The 18880-nt window shown below is 64.1% G+C and carries 18 protein-coding genes; 9 read left to right on the forward strand and 9 right to left on the reverse strand.

What is annotated here, in order from left to right:
- Positions 1-234, forward strand: a 234-nt coding sequence (locus AZG88_RS54805) for a hypothetical protein (RefSeq protein ID WP_231914410.1), incomplete at its 5' end; no start/stop codon positions are given.
- A 193-nt stretch (positions 235-427) separates the two neighbouring features.
- Here AZG88_RS54805 and AZG88_RS44135 read toward each other — a convergent pair.
- From AZG88_RS44135 to AZG88_RS44160, 5 genes are all read right to left on the reverse strand, one after another.
- Entirely contained in the window at positions 428-1531 is a 1104-nt protein-coding gene (locus tag AZG88_RS44135) for an SDR family NAD(P)-dependent oxidoreductase (protein ID WP_082833641.1), read from the reverse strand.
- Positions 1532-1558: 27 nt separating this feature from the next.
- On the reverse strand, positions 1559-2995 hold the full coding sequence (locus AZG88_RS44145) for an FAD-binding oxidoreductase (RefSeq protein WP_061701241.1): 1437 nt from the start codon (positions 2993-2995) through the stop codon (positions 1559-1561).
- A gap of 751 nt (positions 2996-3746) precedes the next feature.
- Positions 3747-4847 (reverse strand): hypothetical protein, encoded by a 1101-nt coding sequence (locus AZG88_RS44150; protein WP_061701242.1) that lies wholly within the window; start codon positions 4845-4847, stop codon positions 3747-3749.
- Positions 4844-6232 carry an MFS transporter gene (locus AZG88_RS44155; protein WP_061701243.1) on the reverse strand — a complete coding sequence of 463 codons (1389 nt, stop codon included), beginning with the start codon at positions 6230-6232 and terminating at the stop codon, positions 4844-4846. Before AZG88_RS44155 ends, AZG88_RS44150 begins: the two co-directional genes overlap by 4 nt.
- A 13-nt stretch (positions 6233-6245) precedes the next feature.
- A complete protein-coding gene (locus AZG88_RS44160) occupies positions 6246-6443 on the reverse strand; it encodes a hypothetical protein (protein WP_061701244.1) in 198 nt (65 codons plus the stop codon).
- 637 nt (positions 6444-7080) lie between these two features.
- On the opposite strand from AZG88_RS44160, the gene AZG88_RS44165 reads away from it, so the two are divergent.
- A complete protein-coding gene (locus AZG88_RS44165) occupies positions 7081-8226 on the forward strand; it encodes an LLM class flavin-dependent oxidoreductase (protein ID WP_061701245.1) in 1146 nt (381 codons plus the stop codon).
- Positions 8227-8244: 18 nt separating this feature from the next.
- Here the strand turns inward: AZG88_RS44165 and AZG88_RS44170 are convergent, their stop codons facing one another.
- A complete protein-coding gene (locus tag AZG88_RS44170) occupies positions 8245-9153 on the reverse strand; it encodes a LysR family transcriptional regulator (protein ID WP_061701246.1) in 909 nt (302 codons plus the stop codon).
- Positions 9154-9354: 201 nt separating this feature from the next.
- On the opposite strand from AZG88_RS44170, the gene AZG88_RS44175 reads away from it, so the two are divergent.
- From AZG88_RS44175 to AZG88_RS44200, 6 genes are read left to right on the forward strand one after another with little or no spacing between them, the layout of a single operon-like run.
- Positions 9355-10290: an ornithine cyclodeaminase family protein gene (locus AZG88_RS44175; RefSeq protein WP_061701247.1), complete on the forward strand. Its 936-nt coding sequence runs from the start codon at positions 9355-9357 to the stop codon at positions 10288-10290.
- On the forward strand, positions 10287-11216 hold the full coding sequence (dapA, locus tag AZG88_RS44180) for a 4-hydroxy-tetrahydrodipicolinate synthase (RefSeq protein ID WP_061701248.1): 930 nt from the start codon (positions 10287-10289) through the stop codon (positions 11214-11216). The genes AZG88_RS44175 and dapA overlap by 4 nt, the downstream gene beginning before the upstream one ends.
- Positions 11216-12052 carry a fumarylacetoacetate hydrolase family protein gene (locus AZG88_RS44185; protein WP_061701249.1) on the forward strand — a complete coding sequence of 279 codons (837 nt, stop codon included), beginning with the start codon at positions 11216-11218 and terminating at the stop codon, positions 12050-12052. The genes dapA and AZG88_RS44185 overlap by 1 nt, the downstream gene beginning before the upstream one ends.
- A gap of 19 nt (positions 12053-12071) precedes the next feature.
- The gene (locus tag AZG88_RS44190; protein ID WP_061701250.1) at positions 12072-12584 is read left to right on the forward strand and encodes a flavin reductase family protein; all 513 of its coding nucleotides are present in this window, start codon (positions 12072-12074) and stop codon (positions 12582-12584) included.
- Complete coding sequence (locus tag AZG88_RS44195; RefSeq protein ID WP_061701251.1) at positions 12581-13840, forward strand: bifunctional 3,4-dihydroxy-2-butanone-4-phosphate synthase/GTP cyclohydrolase II; 1260 nt, start codon at positions 12581-12583, stop codon at positions 13838-13840. Before AZG88_RS44190 ends, AZG88_RS44195 begins: the two co-directional genes overlap by 4 nt.
- Positions 13837-15420, forward strand: a complete 1584-nt coding sequence (locus AZG88_RS44200; protein WP_231914411.1) for an AMP-binding protein — start codon at positions 13837-13839, stop codon at positions 15418-15420. Before AZG88_RS44195 ends, AZG88_RS44200 begins: the two co-directional genes overlap by 4 nt.
- A 244-nt stretch (positions 15421-15664) precedes the next feature.
- Here AZG88_RS44200 and AZG88_RS44205 read toward each other — a convergent pair whose 3' ends face one another.
- Genes AZG88_RS44205 through AZG88_RS44215 form a run of 3 tightly spaced genes read right to left on the reverse strand, consistent with a single transcriptional unit; the run spans position 15665 to position 17744 of the window.
- Positions 15665-16438, reverse strand: coding sequence for an SDR family NAD(P)-dependent oxidoreductase (locus AZG88_RS44205; protein ID WP_061701252.1), 774 nt, complete (start codon positions 16436-16438; stop codon positions 15665-15667).
- Positions 16435-16935, reverse strand: coding sequence for an SRPBCC family protein (locus tag AZG88_RS44210; RefSeq protein WP_061701253.1), 501 nt, complete (start codon positions 16933-16935; stop codon positions 16435-16437). Before AZG88_RS44210 ends, AZG88_RS44205 begins: the two co-directional genes overlap by 4 nt.
- A 5-nt stretch (positions 16936-16940) precedes the next feature.
- Positions 16941-17744 (reverse strand): SDR family oxidoreductase, encoded by an 804-nt coding sequence (locus tag AZG88_RS44215; protein ID WP_061701254.1) that lies wholly within the window; start codon positions 17742-17744, stop codon positions 16941-16943.
- Positions 17745-17919: 175 nt separating this feature from the next.
- Here AZG88_RS44215 and AZG88_RS44220 point away from each other — a divergent pair, with 175 nt between their 5' ends.
- On the forward strand, positions 17920-18795 hold the full coding sequence (locus AZG88_RS44220) for a helix-turn-helix domain-containing protein (protein ID WP_061701255.1): 876 nt from the start codon (positions 17920-17922) through the stop codon (positions 18793-18795).
- Positions 18796-18880: the final 85 nt, after the last annotated feature.

Consider the following 18880-nt stretch of genomic DNA (forward strand, 5'->3'; position numbering starts at 1 on the left):
ACCGGTTTCAGCCAGAACGAAACGGTCGGCAGGCATGATCGGCGATTTGTCATGGTCCAGGCCGGCAGTCCACAGCACGCACGCCCGGGACGCGACTTCGATTGCAAGCCAATGCTATTTCGCGAGCCGGGCGTGATCGGCAGTGTGTGTGCTCGATACCGCCCGGCGCAGGAGAATGGTGAGTCGGGATCGAACATCGCCGGATCACGCCGCCGGCCACGGTGGACCTATTAGGCGCTTGAGCTGACCACCAGGCTCAGGTCCTACACCGAGGAAACGGCGGAGATGCGGAGAGGGGAGTGCGCAACGAGTACGGGACCGCGCCCTGGCCCGTGGACTCGTGTGTGTGGCTCGCCGGGTCGCCGACCGACCCCCGCTTGGAGGCGACGATGCACCGGCGGTGTGCATGCCGGTCGGCGGTATGGCGTCAGACCGGGATCGAAACTTCCTGGCTCGATTCCACCCGGTGGACTCGCAGCGACAACTCCCGCATTCCTAGGGAGGGGAGCATCCCGACGAAGGCCCGGCCATGTTCCGAATCGGCGTGCTGATCGAGCGCTGACTGCGACTCCCATTCCTCATAGACGTAGAAGACCCCCCGTTCCACTAGGTCAGCGCTGATGGCGAACGAGATGTTGCCCGCATCGTGGACCGATTTCGCCACTAGTTCCCTGATGGCGGCGCTGGCCCGGTCATGGAGGTCCTCCTCGATCACGAGGCGTCCACTTTGGACGATCACCGCATCGTCTGGCACCTGTCCGCGCCCCGTCATCTGGTCGATGTCGTCGTGCAGCCTCTGTCGGACATCCGGGGTGAGCGAGACCAGGAACGTGTCATCGCGCAAGCCGGCGAGCAACGCGTCCGCGACCTCGTCGGGGCTCTGAAGGGCCTCCAGTTCGAGTCCGGCTTCGAAGACCTCGGTCGGTATGCCAACTAGGGGAACTTCGAGCGTGTGCCGAGTGTTGGTGATGTCCGGGCAGAGCAAGGTGACGCCCACGCCTTGCGGTGAGAGGTAGGCGTTCAGCGTGCGGGCGAGACCGATCAGACCGGACTTCGACAACGTGTAGGCACCCCCTAACGGGACTTGTTCAGGAAACAGCCCAAGGCTCGATGAGGTGACGATGAGGTGGCCATGGCCTCGGGCCACCATTTCGGGCCCGAATTCGAGGAAGGCACGGACAACGCCGACAGCGTTGACATCCAGAACATGCTCCCACCGCTCGAGAGGGATCTGCTCCAGCGGGCCGGCTACCGAGGTGCCTGCATGGCTCCAGACGATGTCGGTCTGGCCCATCACCTCGGTCGTCTGACGGTGCAGGTCTGCGAGATCCTCTGTTCGGGTGGTGTCGCAGGCGACCGCGAGAGAGCGCCGCCCGAGGCCCTCGACCTCGGACGCAACCGCCTTGGCTGCGGACTGGTCGATGTCGGCGACGACGACATCACAACCGGCGCGCGCGAGCGCTAGAACACCGGCTCTGCCGATACCGTCTCCGCCTCCGATGACCACTGCTGTCTTGTTGTGAAGATCCATTTCAACGTGCCTTTCAGGAGGGTTGGCTCATGGTGTGGGTGAGAGGTCTGCGCCCTCAGGCGTTTCCCATTCGTTGACGTTCTGGTAGCCACCGGCACCGGCCAGGTAGTCGACGAAGACGCCCTCCGGATCGCGGTCGGCACGGATCACCTGCAGCCGCTCCCACGCGTCATCGCTCAGGCATTTCACCCTGCGGTGTTGCTGGTCGGAGTCGCCCCAGTACTGACCCTTCGTGTAGGGCTCCAAATGCTTCATCGCTCCGAGCGACCACTGCCGGTATTTTTCGTCATCCGCTGCGTCGCTGTAGATGATGTACACCCCGACCATCATTTCGGTCATCAACGACATGGCCTGGTCGGGTCCTTCGTGGGGAAGGGTGTACTGGAAGAAGGTATGGCCGGGCTCGTTGCTGGGCCGGTCCATGACCAGCGTCTGTGCAGCCGCGGCGATCTCGTCGTACGGTCCTTCGACCCAGGCTGACTCGACCCGGTAGCGGAAGCCCTTGGGATGGGTGACGTCGACGAACTCGTACTCGGACTTCATCGTCGTGGGTTGAGCATTGTTCATGATCAGCGCGTGCTCGCAGTAGGGTGCGGTCGCCAGGGGTGCCAGCGCCTGCTCGGCCTCTTCTCGGGTATCACAGAAGGCGAGTCCCCAAACCGCGAAGACGTAGCCTCCCGCGTGGCCGGGGATTTCGAACTGTGGATTCATCGACACCGCGACCAGATGGACGCTGGGCGCGATGTCCTTCTGCGCTTCGGAGAGCCACTCGAGAATCTCGGCATACCGCTCCACGGGATAGATCTGCATCGTCCCGGTAAGGGCCTTGGGTAACGGCCGGGTCTGGAGGTGGAACCGGGTGATGACCCCGCAGAACCCGGGCCCCGCTCCGCGGGCCGCCCAGAAAAGGTCCGAGTTTTGTTCCGCATCTGCACGAACAAGGTCGCCGTCGGCCGTCACGACATCGATCGCCAGAACCTGCTCTGACGCCCAGCCCCAGCCCCGATGATTCCATCCCATGCCGCCTTGAAGCAGGAAGCCGCCGATACCGACCGTCGGGCACGGCCCGCCGGGGAAGAACCGCCCGAACTGCTCGAGGTAGACGCCCAGCTCGCTGCCGCCCTGGACGGGCGGGGTCACGCTGACGGCGCCGGTGTTCTCGTCGAGAGAAATTTCCTTGTAGCCGCCGAGGTCGATCAGCAGGGCATCGTCCCGCACGCCCCACACCGGGAAGCTGTGTCCGCCAGACCTTATGCCGACCTTCCAGCCGCGTTCTTTGGCCAACCGAACGCCCTCAACGATGTCGTTCTCGGTTTCGGCCATCAGGACGGCCGGGGGAAAGCGGTCGGGATATCGACTGTGGAACACCCGGCCGATGCGTGCATTCTCATAGCCCTCATCGTCGCGTTCGAAGAGGGTTCCGGTGAATCGGGCCTTGGCCGTGAGGGTCGGGTTGTCGATCATGGACGGTATTTCTCCTGTATCGGGGCGTGCGCAACTCGGTCTGCCGATAGCGACGTCGTGGCGGTAGGTTCTGAAATTGTCGGTGTCGAGGTTTATCGGGAACCGGCCATCCGGCGAGGTCGGTGTTGGATCCCATCTGCACTCCCGGGGACGGTGCTTCGCCGTGACCAATGCCCGCTTGCGGATGTCCTCTCACCGAAGATGAGGTCCCGGTTGGTACCGGGGGGTTATCGTCTTTTCCTTTCCTTCCGGCGAGTGCTGGCGTGTCCGCAACATTGCTGTGGCCTGCTCGGAGAGAGCGAGCGCTGTGGGCGCGTCCAGAAGCCACGTCCATCGCCGGTAACGGAGTAGACACGAGATGCGCTCCCAGAATTGCGTTCGATCGATCCCGAACTGCACCCAAATATCTTCCGACGATGGTCCGTCGAACGGCAGCCATTCGACGGCGAGTTCGAGGATTAGTTGATCGTCGCACGGGCGGGCGGCGGATTTCGAACCTCTGTCGGCGCTTCCACCACGTCGGGTTTCATTGCTCATGCGGATGTTCAATCTGTGAAAGCCGTGTTAGGGATCGACGGCTGTGAAGGCAGACCCGTCCGGTGTTCCGCCCGGGGTCGATTCTCGACACCGGGTGTTCTGTGCCTCGACCCGGCGGGTACCGAACCCGCCCGCGCGGAGCGGGTTCGGTGCGTCTGGCAGACCATGGGGACGTCCGTCGTTGCATTGACGACTAGCCTGTCGTTTGGACGGTCTACTGCTGGGCGGCGTACTCGGCGAGGTTTGTCTCGAATCCTGTTTGTGTTCCGAGAGCCAAGACTTCACCGTTGTCGATGTCTTCTTGCCAGACGAGCGATCCCGTGGAGGTGTGCAGGGGGTGGTCTTGAACGGTGAGGATGCGGGCTCCTTCACCGCTGATGGTGTGTGCGTGCGCCGCCCATCCGGGTGCGGACAGCATCAGGTCGCCTGCGGACCAGTCGAAGCGTTGCCCTTCGACGATGCTGTATCCGGTGCCGGCGAAGTGGTAGTTGATGGCGGAGCTCATGTGCCGGTGGGTTCCGCCGGCGAAGTCGCCGCCGATCGCGGTGATGGTGGCGAAGAACGAGGGTGTGGTGCCGTTGAGGCGTCCGGTGGAGGGGTTGTACAGGCAATACAGTGGCCGACCCGTGTAGCCGGTTTTGAGGCCGAGGACCCCGCTGAGGTGTTGGCTGACCTCTGACCAGGCGAAGAGGAGGGGGGAGTCGGTGATCGGGTCGGGGTCGATGATGTGTTCGTAGGGCAGGAGTTGGCTGCCGTCATCGCCCAACGCGATGGCGGGAGCGAGGTCTTTCGCGCGGCGCCCGGGTCCGGAGTCGACATTGTGGTCGTGGGTTTCGGCGGTGCTGCCGAAGTCTTCGTAGTATGCGGAGATGGCTTCCAGCAGTGCCGCGTTGGTGTAGCGCAGATACCTGAAGGCGGTGGTGCCGTTGTTTGTCAGCGCCTCGAGGTTCATCGACGGCTTGGTCCACACGTCTTGCTGGACCACGCGGATGGTGCGGGCCCCGATGCTGACCGTGCCGTTGCCGGCCAGACACATCGATAGACCGGTGGTGTTGGCGCGGACAGGGACGGTGGATTCCCCGGGGAGGAGGACACCGAGGCTGACCTGTGTAGCGGGGGCAAGGCCGCGGACCCCTTTCGGGGCTTGTGGATGCACGATCAGCATCTCGCGGCGGCCCCTGTCATCGGGTTCGCCTGCCTCGAGTGCGGCGAAGGCGGTGTCGATCTCGGTGGCGCTGATCATCAGCGGAGACCACTGATCCCGCTGGTATCGGGGTGCCTGGCGACTGTCGAGCAGGTGGGCGTGCGGGCTCATTTCTTCTCCTGGATCGGATCGGTGCGATCGGGTGTGGTGGGTTCGAGGGATATGCCGGCAGTCTCGGGGGTGAACCGCATGACGAGGGCGCCGAGAAGAGCGGCCGATGCGAGGTAGCCGACGAACAAGAAGGCAACGTCGTGTTGCGCGGTCCACTGCTGCAGATAAGGGGCGGTTCCGCCGAACACGACAGCCGAGAGCGCATACGGCATGGCGATGCCTGAGGCGCGTACGCCGGTCGGGAACAGTTCGGACAGGACCGCCGGCAGGATCGAGGCGACGAAAGCGAACAGCACGAGCGCGATCGTCATGGCCAGACCGAATTGCCATGCGCCTTGTCGGGCGAGGTGGTCGAGGGGGAAGGCGGTGACGGCGACGCCGAGACCGTAGATGTAGAAGCTGCGGCGTCGACCGATCCGGTCCGACAGGGAACCGAGCAGCGGTAGGACCGAAGCGCTGACGGCGAGCGCGATCACGCCGGCCCACAACGCTGCGGTGGGGTCGAGGTGGGCGACGGAGATTGCCCAGGTGGGTCCGCTCACTGCCCAGGCGTAGAACATGGCGGTGACCGATGCCATGAGCAGGAACACGCGTGTCCCGGAGGCGCGGTAGGTCCAGAGATTCGCAACAAGAGAGCGTTGCGAGCTGGCGTTCCGGTTGGGGGCCGCGGTCGCGGATGTGAAGGCGTGGGTTTCTTCCATCCCGCGGCGGAGAAAGAGGGTTACCAGGCCGAGGGCGGCGCCGAGGAGAAATGGCAGGCGCCAACCCCAGGTGGCCATTTGGTGCTCGCTGAGAGCGGTGGTCAGGAGGGCGCCGATGATGGTGGCGGCCATGATCGCGAGGAATCCGGAGACATAGATCGCGGAGGACCACAGGCCTCGCCGGGCGGGAGGTGCTTCTTCGGCGATGTAGGTGTAGGCGGCCGCGACTTCCCCGGTGTGTGCGAGGCCTTGAAGCAGCCGAGCGACGAGAAGGACTGCGCCGGCGAGAACACCGACGGAGGCGTAAGTCGGTGTGAGACCGATGAGGAGCATCCCGGTCGACGCGCAGCCGATCGCGACGAGCAGTGACTGCTTGCGGCCGAATCGATCGGCCATCCACCCGAAGAGGAGTCCGCCGAAGGGACGGATCGCAAATCCGACACCGAATACCACCAGGGTGGACAGCAACGCCGAGGTGGCGTTTTGCGGGTTGAACAGTGCCTTGGCGAAGAAGGGTGCGAATACTGCGTAGCAGGTCCAGTCGAATACTTCGAGACCGTTCCCGAGTGTGACACCGATCAGGCTGCGCCGTTGCCGCAGTGCAATGACGGGTGTTTCGGCGGGGCTGGCGAGCAGCGGCGTGCTCGTGCTGGGGTCAGGACGATCGGTGGGCGGTGCGGTCATGACACGTCCTCGTTCAGTGGTAGATGTGGTCGGCGTGCATCACGGCTGCCCGCTGGTCGATATGTTGCTTGCCGATCCTCACGGGACCGGCGAGTTGCGGGATGCCCAGGCGCCCTTTGGTTTGGAAGCCCAGTGGCCCCACCGTGATTCCGTCACGCGAATAGGCGAACACGCGAGCGGAGTGGGAAAGTTGCACTGCGTCGACGTCCACCGCGGTCAGGTTCGGGTCGCCTACGTGCTGGTTCGACCAAACGAACGGGACCGTCGCCGCGGCGTGGCAGGGGCGAATTCGGATTTCCAATGTTGTGCGCGGCGATCCCGGCGTGCTCGCGGGCGTTGGTCCAGTGCTCGACCCGCATCTCCTTGCCGTAACGGGGGTTGAACCAGCGGGCGACGCCGCCGATGGCGTAGACGTTCGATGTACGTGTCCCAGAGGCTCGTGTCGTCCCAACCCGGGTCACGCGATCGAATTCGAATCCTTCAGTCGGCGAGACCATTTGCTCGTCCTCGGCTGTCTTTGTCGTTAGGGTTTCCAGCACCGGGCAATGCGGTATCCGGTCTCCCGCGTCGATAGCGGACATGGTCCAGTCCTTTCGTGGGCTCGCGTCGGCCCGCCCTCGAAATCAGTGCTCCAGGTCACACTAAGACCACATCGCTATATAAAACAATTATCAAATTTGAGATGAGGGCATAAGACGGAACGTATTCCGAAAATGGGAGTGGATAACTCAATCCTTATATATTCATCAGAAAGATGAATCTTGTCTTATTCCGAGGAAACGTTAGTGTGACTGTGATCACTATCCATCTTGTGCGGGGCGTTCCCGCAGCACTCGAAGAGGACCACCATGAAGCCGAGAACCGAAGACCCTTCGCAGCTGAGCCTCGGGTACTTCTTTCCCAGCGGAAAGACCAACTTCCTGTACTCGGACGAAGCTGCTCGGCGAACACCGGCGATGACGAAAGCCAACCTGGTCGAACTCGCCCAGGCGGCCGAACGGGTGGGCTTCGACTCCTTGTTCATCGCCGACAACTGGTCCGGGCACCAACGTGTCGCCGAGGAGTTCGGGCACCAGTCGCCGGCGTATCACGCGCCGCTGCTGGCCATGGCCCTGCTGGCAACGACGGAGCACATCGGCGTCATCTCCACGTTCCACACCACTCACCACAAGCCCGCCCATGTCGCCCGAATGGGCGCCACACTCGATGCGTTCAGCGGCGGGCGGTGGGGCTGGAACGTGGTGACCGGATTCAGTGCCGACGAGGCGGCACTGTTCGGTGAGCCGTTCATCGACCACGACGAGCGTTACGTCATGGCAGCCGAGTTCGTCGACATCGTCAAAAGACTGTGGACCGAGCACGAACCCATCGACGTCGACGGCAAGTACTACCGCGTGACCGGGCGAATCAAAACTCCCCGCCCCGTGCAGGATCCACACCCCTTGATGGTCAGTGCGGGCGCCTCTCCGGCGGGCGCCGAGTTCGCTGCACGGTTCTGCGATCAGTTGGTGACGTTGGCGAACACCGAGGAGTTGGTGCGCGAGGTCGATCGTCGGCTGGCCGCGCTGACCGAAAGTAGTAAACGAACGGTGGGAACGTGTCCGTTCTCAATGGCGATCGTGCGCCCGAACGAGGGCGAGGCCGAGGAGGAATATGCGCGACTGCTGCAGACTCTCAACGTCGAGGCCACCAAGGAGATCGCCGCTGACGTGCTCGGATCGATCGAATCCTCCCGGTCGATGTACGAGAAGATGGGCGAGGGGGAAGCCACCCGCGCGTTCGGCGGTGCCGGATCGGTTCTGCAGCTGATCGGAACCCCCGAACAGGTCGCGGAGAAGATCATTTCACTCAAGCGCACCACGGCGACATCGAATGTGCTGATCAACTTTCCTCTATGGAGTCCGCAGGAGCTGGAGTCGTTCTCACCGGTGTTGCCGTATCTGCGGGAAGCGGGAGTCTGGTCGCCGCCGCAGGAGCGGAACTGGTCGTGGTGACAATGCGTGACCGCAGCGTCACCGCGATCGGAGCGCCGCGCGGATCTCGTCGACGGCTGCCTGCTGCAGCGGCGAGAAGAACTTGTCCCGCCGCCACAACAACGCAACACGCTCGGTGAGTTCGAGGCCGGGAACGGCCAACTCCTGTAGTCGGCCCGCGGCAAGGTCGGATTCGACGACGTAGCGCGGGGCGAAAATCGCCCACGCGTTCTCGGCGGCCGCCTGCTTCATCGGCTCGGCATGCCCGAATCTGATGATGAAATTCGGTTCGACGTCGCTGAGCCGGGTGAGCTGTTCCATCAGGTTGCGTTGGTAGATCACCTCCCGCGGCGCTCCGACGAACGGCAGCGCCAATGCCTCGTCGAGGGACAGCGTTACCGATGGGGCGACGAGGCCTGGCCCGGCGCAGAGGGTGATTGGCTCGGTGCGGACGAGCTCGGAGGACATGGTGTCCGGGAGATGCCGCTGATCCCAGGTCACGACGGCGAAGTCCGCCTCACCGGTTTCCACCGCACGCAACGCTTCGTTGGGTTGCGAGCTGGAAAGGGTGAGGTCCGCACCGGGCCGGCCACGCTGGAACCGGGACAGAATCGGCGGTAGGAGGTAGCTGCCCACCGCCATGCTCGATGCGATGGACGCGGCGCCGCCTCGCCCCGATCCGAGTTCGTCGACGTCGCGCCTGATCTGGGCCGCCGAGGCCAACATCTCCTTCGCCCACTGGTTGGCGCGTTCGCCCGCTTCTGTCAACAACATGCGGTTACCGCGGCGGACGAACAACTTTGCGCCAAGCCATGATTCAAGTGACCGCAACTGTCCCGAGACGGCCGGCTGGGCGACCATCAGCACTTCCGCGGCTCGCGTGACACTTCCCTCTTCCACGACGAGCCGGAACACTTCCAGACGTTTGAGCGACAGTTGCGCTTCCATGGTCCCTCTATAAGTAATCGGTGATGCGTGTATCGATATGTTGATATTTGCTTTATACCACGGAATCTCTATTGTTAGGTGCATCACAGCCCCAGTGGTATGGATCGCTGATCCGTTCCGCGGGAACGAGGACCACACACCCCGTGCGCACCGATTGCACGGGCGTGTCCGCCCTCGAACACACAACTGGCAAGGAACACGATGAACGTACCGTGGATAACGGAACAGCAAGTACACGAAAGGGTCTCGATCCTCGACGCCATCGAGTCGGTCACCCGATCGATTACCCGTGAAGTCGACGGCACCGCCCGAAACATCCCGAAAACGATGACGACCTGGGAGCCGGCCAGCAGTGCGCACGCCCTCGGCGCCTATGACGAGGGCGCCGGTCTCGTCGCGTTCAAAACCTGGGTCAACACTCCGGCAGGTGCCTCGGCGTTGATGACGCTGTTCGACGCCACCACCGGTACCCCCCGTGCGGTGCTCGAGGCCGGTGCGCTGGGTGCACTGCGTACCGCGGCGGTCTCCGGATTGGCGACACGCCTGATGAGTGCCCCCGATGCGTCCGAGCTCGCCCTGATAGGCAGTGGGCGGCAGGCATTGGGACAAGTTGCTGCGGTATGTGCAGTCCGACCGATCACCCGGGTACGGGTGTGGAGCCGCTCCGAGAACAGCAGGACCGGTTTCGCCGCAGCGGTGCGCGAAAACCTCGGCATCGACGCCGTCGTGGCCCCCACACTCGCAGAGGCCGTCGACGGGGCCCCCATCGTCACCCTCATCACCCGGGCGACGGAACCGTTCCTCTCACGAGGACTGTTGTCCCCGGGAACACACCTCAATGCAGTCGGCGCGATCTTGCCGAGCAACGCCGAGTTCGATCCTGCGTTGCTAGCCGACGCCGACCTGACGGTCGTCGACAGCGTCGCCAACGCACGTCGATCATCCCGGGAACTGACCGAGTACTACGGCGAGGACTGGACCCCCGTCAAGACCCTTGGCGACCTTCTCACCGGTGCGGTGGCACGTCCATTGCACCCCGCTCTGACGATTTTCAAAGGACTCGGGATGGGGCTGGCCGATCTGGCTGTGGCTGCAACGGTGCTCGAGTCAACCAACCGGGAAGGAGCACTGGCATGAGATTCCGCACCGACACCGCACTGATCACCGGATCGATCGCACCCTTGATCACCCCGTTCACCGATAGCGGAGCGCTCGACACGGCAAGCCTGCGCCGACTGGTCCAGTGGCAGATCGCGGCCGGATCGCACGGACTGTCGATCGGTGGCTCCACCGGGGAGCCGGCCGCGCAGACCGTCGCCGAGCGGATCGAGGCGATCGACGTCGTCGCCGACGAGAACAATGATCGTGTTCCCTTCATCGCCGGGACCGGATCGGCCAAGCTGGACGAAACCCTCGAGATCACCGCGGCCGCTCATGCCGCCGGCGCCGATGCGGCCTTGATCATCACCCCCTACTACGCGCGACCGACTCAAGAGGCGCTGTACCGGTGGTACGCCACCATCGCACGGGAGTTCCCGGATCTGCCGATCATCATGTACAACGTTCCCTCGAGAACGGCCGTCGAGCTGGACCCCTCCACGGTCGCCCGCCTCTACCGGGACTTCGACAACATCGTTGGTATCAAGGAAACGACGAAAGACTTCGAACACTTCTCCCGGGTGATTCACCAAGCCGGAGAGAACATCTTGGTGTGGTCCGGCATCGAACTGCTCTGCCTGCCCCTGCTGGCACTCGGCGGTGTCGGATTCGTCAGCGCCGTCAGCAACATCGCCCCCCACACGGTCGCGCGGATGTACGAACTGTGGACAGCCGGTGATCACGACGGTGCCCGCGCACTTCACTACGCGCTGCACCCGCTGGTGGACCTGCTGTTCGTGGAGACCAATCCGGCACCGGCCAAGTGGGTCCTGCACCAGCAGGGACGAATCGCCTCACCGCACGTGCGGTCCCCGCTCATTACGCCCACATCGACGGGCATCGACCGGATCGAGACCCTCCTCGGTCAGGCATCGACCATCCTCACCGAAGAAAAGGCCTTCTGATGCGAGTGGCCACGGTCGAACAGGACGGTGATCCGCGGACTATCGTCCTCGACGCAGACGGCCGCCCGCGAGACGTGACCGGGCTCACCGGTGTGGTGACCGCAGACGTCGACATCGACAAATTCGCTGCTCTGACCGAGCAGGACCTGGGCCGATGCCCGGTGATCGATCTCGACCGGATCACCCGCTGGCTACCGCCGGTCACCGATCCACGGCGGATCCTCTGCGTCGGTTTCAACTACCACAACCACGCCGTCGAAATGGATAAGGAACCGCCGCAACATCCCACCTTCTTCGTCCGTTTCCCCTCGTCGCTCGTCGGGCACAGGGAGCCGATCGAACGAACCCCGGCGTCCGACAGTTTGGACTGGGAGGGGGAGATCGCGATCGTCATCGGCCGCGGCGGCCGGAACATCCGAGCCCGAGATGCGGCGCACCACGTCTGGGGCTACACCGCCTTCGCCGACAACAGTGTCCGGGAATTCCAACTCCACGGAACCCAGGCCACAGCGGGAAAGAACTTCGACCGATCCGGGTCGGTCGGCCCGTGGCTGGTCACGGCGGACGAGATCGCCGACCCGAACGCCCTGGAAGTACACACCTACCTCGGCGACAACCGGGTACAGGCCGGGGTTCTCGCGGATCTGGTATTCGACATTCCCTCGGTCATCGAATATGTCAGCACGTGGACGACGCTCACCCCCGGAGACATCATCGCCACCGGCACGCCGGCCGGGATCGGTTACCGACAGGATCCGCCCCGATACCTACAGCCCGGGGAAGTGCTGACCATCGACATCCCCGGCGTCACTCGACTCGTCAACCACATCCGCTGACGTAGCGAGGAGGAAGAACATGACGACATGCTCGACAACACCGCACGAGGACATCGCAGCATCACTGAAGGAGGTGATGGCGGCGGTCTGCACCCCGGTCTCGGTGGTGACGGCGATGGACAGGGATCGACCGCACGGGACGACCGTCAGCGCCTTCGCGTCCTTGTCGATGGCACCCCCCATGGTCCTGGTTTCGCTCGATCGCACCTCCGAGCTCCTCGGAATCATTCAGCGCGGCAAAAGGTTCGGCGTCAACATCCTCGGTAGCGCCCAATCGGCGGCAGCAACGGCCTTCGCCCGCAAGGGGACCGACAAATTCGCCGACACACCGTGGACCCTGGTCGGTGGTGTTCCCCGTTTGACCGGGGCGCCGGGCTGGGTGGTCTGTGACGCGTCCTCCTTCGTCGAGGGGGGCGACCACATCGTCGTGTTGGGCGAAGTTCGTGAGGCGGTCGCCCACGACGGATCACCGCTCACCTACTTCCGCCGCGATTTCGGTACCCACATGTTGCTCGGCCAGGAGCACCGGTGACCCCCGATCGGGCAGGCGAACACGCGGTCAACCGGGCCGTCACGGAGCTACGGGCCGGCGGCATGGTCGTCGTGCTCGATGGCGAAGATCGCGAGAACGAGGGCGACCTCGTGGCCGGTGCCGACACCGTCAGCGCCGAGCAGATAGCTTTCATGGTCCGCCATACCACCGGCATCCTCTGCGTTCCGATGACCACCGAACGAGCCGATCAGCTCGAGTTGGCGCCGATGGTGCCGGTGAACACCGACACCCACCAGACCGCCTTCACCGTCACCGTCGACCACATCGGCGCCGGGACCGGGGTGTCCGCCAGCGACCGCGCGATGACCGTGCGCGCCCTCGCCCGCTCGACCAGTGTCCCCGCTGACTTCCGTCGCCCCGGGCATGTCTTCCCGCTTCGCGCCCGCCCGGGAGGTGTCCTGGAGCGGCCTGGGCACACCGAAGCCGCACTCGACTTACTCACCCTCGCCGACCGTGCTCCGGTCGGGGTGATCGGGGAAATCGTCGCGGAGGACGGCTCGATGCGGCGGGGGCCGGATCTGCGCCGATTCGCGGCCAGCCATGGGCTGCCCGTGGTCACCATCGCCGACCTCGCGCACTCCCTGCATCCGGAAACAGGACCCGTGGACAGACTCTCGACCTCGCGCATGCCCACCGCCTTCGGCGTGTTCCAGGCAATCGCGTACCGGTCGAGCGATGACGGAGTCGAGCATCTGGCGTTGGTGATGGGCGACGTGGCCGCGGCCGCCGAGAGTGAATCCGGTGCCCTCGTGCGCCTGCACAGCGAATGCCTGACCGGCGACATCCTCGCCTCGACCCGGTGTGACTGCGGCAGCCAACTCGAGCAGGCACTGATGGCGGTCAGTGAAGAGCAATGCGGCGCGGTGATCTACTTGCGGGGGCACGAAGGCCGTGGCATCGGTTTGGCGCACAAGATCCACGCCTACGCGCTGCAAGACCGCGGGATGGACACCGTGGACGCCAACCTCGCCCAAGGCCTCGCCGCAGACGCCCGCTCGTACGCGGTCGGAGCCCACATCCTCAGGGAACTCGGAGTAGGCAGAGTGCGCCTGTTGACCAACAATCCGGCCAAATGCGCGGCATTGACCACCGACGGGCTCGAGGTCCTCGCCCGCGTCGGGCTCTCGACCAACGCGACCACCGACAATGTCCGTTACCTCCGTACCAAACGCGACCGCATGGGCCATGTACTCGACATCCCCGATGTCACCGACTCTGAAAGAAGCGTGCTGTGACCGCTCATCTCGGCGATCAGGTCCTGACACCCCTGAACTTTCTCGAACGCGCGGAGGCCATCCACGCCGATCGCACCGCCATGACCTACCACGCCCAGTCGTGGTCGTACGGCGAGTTCGCGGTCACCGCCCGCCGCATGGCCGGCACCCTCGCAGGCCACGGAGTCAAACCGGGCGACCGCGTCGCCGTCCTGGCCTCGAACACCCCGCTGATGCTGCTCGCGCATTTCGCCGTTCCCTTGGCCGGCGGCGTGCTCGTCACCCTCAACCACCGCCTGGCCGCCCCGGAACTGAAGTACATCGTCGAGCACTCCGGCGCATCACTCGTCCTGGTCGATAGCGAATTCAGCGCAGCCGCAGAATCCTTCGGCATCCGGACCCTCGCTGCCGAACAGGTAATGGACGCGGACGGACCCGAATACGCACGCACGGTCGAGGACGAACGCAGCCTCGTCTCGCTGAACTACACCAGCGGCACGACCGGCAGGCCCAAGGGCGTCATGTATCACCACCGCGGCGCCTACCTGCAGGCGCTTGCCATGACCCACCACGCCAAACTCGGACTCAAGACCGTCTACCTGTGGACCCTGCCGATGTTCCACTGCAATGGCTGGTGTTTTCCCTGGGCAATCACCGCCGCCACAGGAACACAGGTCTGTCTCGATCGCCCCGACCCCGACACCGTATGGGCCCATCTGCGCAGCGGGGGCATCACCCACTTCAACGCCGCTCCCACCGTCCTCACCAACCTCACACAACATCGAGAGGTAGACAACGGGCCTCTCGGCAGAATCGTCGAGGTAGGAACCGGGGGAGCGCCGCCGTCCCCCACACTGTTGTCCGAATTGACCGCACTCGGCATCCACACCACCCACCTCTACGGTCTCACCGAAACCTTCGGCCCTGCTGTGGTGAACGAACCACGCCCCGAATGGACCACCCTCAACCATACCGATCTCTCCAAAGCGATGGCCGTGCAGGGCAACTCCAACATCGTCGGCACAGGAATCAGGGTCCTGGACACCGTCGGCAAGAAAGACGACGCCCCGATCGCCGACGTCGCCGCTGACGGCGCAACTCTCGGGGAGATTGCGGTCCGAGGGAACACCGTCATGCTGGGCTACTACAACGACGACGCAGCGACCGAGGCCGCCCGGATCGGCGAATGGTTCAAGACCGGCGACCTCGGTGTCATGCACCCCGACGGATCGGTGGAAATCCGGGACCGCGCAAAAGACATCGTGATCTCCGGCGGAGAGAACATCGCCACGGTCGAAGTCGAACACGTACTCACGTCCCATCCCGCGGTCGCCGAGGCGGCCGTCATCGGTGTCGCTGATCCGAAATGGGGCGAAGTTCCGGTGGCCGTCGTCGCGCTGCGGCCAGGCGCGGACGTGTCTACCGAGGAACTCATCTCCTACACACGTACCCAACTCGCAGGTTTCAAGACACCCAAACAAATCTACTTTCGCGAACTGCCCAAGTCCGGAACGGGGAAGATACTCAAACACGTCCTTCGGGGGCTTATTGCACCGGGAGACGAACAGGTGCTGCAGGTGGATCTGCGGGCGAGCACCTGAACCTGTTCACAAGCGATTCGGCGAGCCGCCCATGTGTCGCCAACCAAGGTAAGCAGCGCGGCGTGCGCCGCCCTGCGAGATGCACACCGGACGGTGGCCCAAGGGAGCGGCCGGGCTGAGTGTGCCAGCGGCGATCTGCCGGGACGGTGCCAATAGTGCCGTGTCGCCGGATAACCGTGCGAGGGTAACCGCTCAGGGAGGAGGCCGCATTCGTGGATGCGGCCTCCTCACCGAGCCGTGCAAGCTACGGAACGAGGTACCCACCGTCGACGGGCATCGTGATGCCGGTGACGAAACTGGCCTGATCGGAAAGCAGCCAGGCCGCCGCGGGAGGAATCTCCTCAGGTCGACCCATTCGATTCATCGGGCTGGCGGTATTGAACTTGGCGGCGATGTCGGGGGGCGTCTGCGCGAGCCCGCCGATGAGCATCTCGGTGGCGGTGGATCCCGGCGCGATGGCGTTGATGCGGATCCCGCTCTGGCCGTACTCGAAAGCTGTCGCCTTGGTCAAACCGATAACACCGTGCTTCGCCGCAATGTAGGGTGCAATTCCGAAGTTGCCAACGAATCCGCCTACGCTGCTCGTGTTGACGATGGACCCGCCTCCCGAGGCAAGCATCGCTCGGATCTCGTGCTGCATCGACAAGAACGTGCCTTTGAGGTTGACCGCCAGGACGCGGTCATAATCTTCGTCGCTGTAGTCGTGGAAGTTGTCCAGCGTATTGAAGCCGGCGTTGTTGAACGCTGCATCGAGCCGGCCGTACGTCTCCACACAATGAGCGACGGCGGCCGCGATCGTGTCACCGTCAGTGACGTCCACGAAGACGGACTCGGCGTGATGGCCCTGCGCGCGCAACTCGTCACGAAGAGCTGTTGTGGCCTCGAGGTTTCGTGCTCCGAGCACGAGGCGCGCTCCTTCGGCTGCGAAGTGGCGGGCGGCGGCGGCGCCGATGCCCTGGCTGGCGCCGATGATGAGGGTCGCTTTGCCGGTGAGAATCCCGGTAGTGGTGGTGGTCATGACGTGGCGTTGCCTTTCGTGTTTCCTTGCGAGGGGACGTCGAATGAGTACTCGACGCCGAGGGTCGATGCGAGAGCATCAACGGTGGAGGGCCAGACGATCTGGCAGTTGACGTGTTCGACTGTTGCCCGCGCGGAGTCATCGGCGACTTCGAATTCGCCGTGCCAGGCAACGCGCGTGCGGGCGTCCAGTCCGGCCGGGAGTGCGGTGACGGTGACCGAGGTGCGGGAGGCGCTCACCGGAATCGGAGGAGTCCCGACGAAGGAATAGGTGAAACTCCGACCCTGGTGATCCAGCTCGACAAGGCGCTCGAGAATGCGTGAGCCATCTTGGAGGTGAATCTCGCGGATTGCGCCGGGGGATTGCGCGTCACCGTCGACGATGGTGCAGCCGGTCACTGTGGGATGCCAGGACATGTTGCCGAAGTTGCCGGCCAGTGCCCATACCTCCGTTGCGGATGCGTGAATGATGGCAGCGAGATCGTGATGAATGCGCATCGGAATCAGATCGATCCGCCATTGTTGGCCAAGAGAATTTGGCCGTTCACCCAGCCGGCGGCGGGGGCCGCGAGAAAGGCCGCGATGCCCGCGATGTCCGAGGGATGCCCGAGTCGTCCCATGGGCGCGGCCGCGGCGAGCGATTCCATCATGCCTGTCGGCGCTCCCGCGACGACTTCGGAGTCGGCGGCGAGGAATCCGGCAGCCACTGGGCCGACCATGATCGAGTTGACTGTGATACCACGGCTGCCGAGTTCGTTTGCGAGCACGCCGACTGTCACGTTCGCACCGGCTTTGGTGGTTGCGTATGCGGAGAACCCGGCTGGCGTGAACTTGACCGTGCTGGAGGTGATGTTGATGATCCGGCCGCCGTCGCGGATGGTTCTCGCCGCCTCCCGGAGCACGAAGAAGACCGAGCGAGTGTTGACCGCCAGTAGCCGGTCGAACTCCTCGGTCGTGACGTCGGCCAAGGGAGTAAGGGGTGCAGTGACGCCGGCGTTCGCAACGACGATATCGACACCGCCGAAGTGAGCCGTTGTCGCCGCGAACAGTGCTGAAACCTCGGAGCTTTCAGTGAGATCGGCCCGGACTGCGAGTGCCTGCGCGCCCCGGGATCGAAGCGACGCCACGGTTTCCTCGGCCTCGTCGCGGCGGCTCCTGTAGTGCACGACAACGGATGCGCCGTCGGCGGTCAGTGCCTGTGCGATTGCTCGCCCGATGCTGCGGGGTGCTCCGGTCACTATCGCGACCTTCCCGTTCAGTGGTCCGCTCGGCCGTGCCGACGGGTAATCCCGAGTCTTGTTCTCCATGGACGTTCCTCCGAGTGGGGCAGTAGATGCCGAGTTCGTGACTGTGCGACCTCGAGCGATGTGAAGTGGGAACGGCTATATCGTCGACCGGCAACGGGATGACAACCAGTGCCCTGCTCGGCGGTAGGACTCGCAGTACCACGACGGGGCGGAAGAAGAGGAGGACAATGGAGCGGTGACCGCGAACGACAACTCGCTCGGCCAGATCCTGCGCACATGGCGAGACCGGCTTCAGCCCGCCGATGTGGGACTTCCTGACAGTCGACAACGCCGTTCGCATGGTTTACGGCGCGAGGATCTCGCTGCGTTAGCCGGCGTGTCCGTGGACTACGTGGTACGACTCGAACAAGGACGAGCGCGTAACCCATCAATGCAGGTAGTTGCCGCGCTCGCCCGGAGCCTACAGCTCAACCGAACCGAGCACGATCACCTCTACCGGCTCGCGGGTCTTCTACCTCCAGCCAGCAGAACTATCTCCTCCCACGTGCCGCCCGGAGTGCAGAGACTCGTCGCACGGCTCGGGGAACTTCCTCTCGCGATCTATTCCGCCGACTGGACGCTCCTGTACTGGACTGCCCTCTGGGCGCTGCTTCTCGGAGACCCGCTGGACAGGCCGACAACCGAACGTAATCTCGTTCGAGCCACCTTCCTTGGCGAAGGCAAAGCCGAAACGCGAGCGGCCCCATGGCCCGTGCACTCAGAGCGAGGATCGGAAGCAATGGAGGCGGCCCTTGTAGCAGACCTCCGTCTTGCATCAGCCAACTACAGTGACGACACACAACTGGCCTCCCTCATCGCAGAGGTGAGAAAGGCAAGTCCGCGCTTTGCCACGCTGTGGGCAGGGGGGACAGCTGCAGTGCACGCCACTGATCGCAAAACGATCCAGCACCCCTCAGTCGGCAACGTCACAGTCGATTGCGACGTACTCCTGGTTCCCGGAGAAGATCTGAAGATCGTCGCCTACAGCGCTGATGCGGGCAGCATCGACGCTCAACGCCTCGATTTGCTGCGAGTCGCCGGCACGTATGCCCTCACAGACCGCACAGGGTGAGCACGTCTCCGCCGCCTGCAGAAGACTTGTTCGGGTAGAGGGCGAGTAGCCGCCACGGGCAAGCAGAGCACCTCCTCCAGGTGCG

This window comes from Rhodococcus sp. LB1, from assembly GCF_001583455.1.
In the GTDB taxonomy this organism is placed as follows: Bacteria; Actinomycetota; Actinomycetes; order Mycobacteriales; family Mycobacteriaceae; genus Rhodococcus_F; species Rhodococcus_F opacus.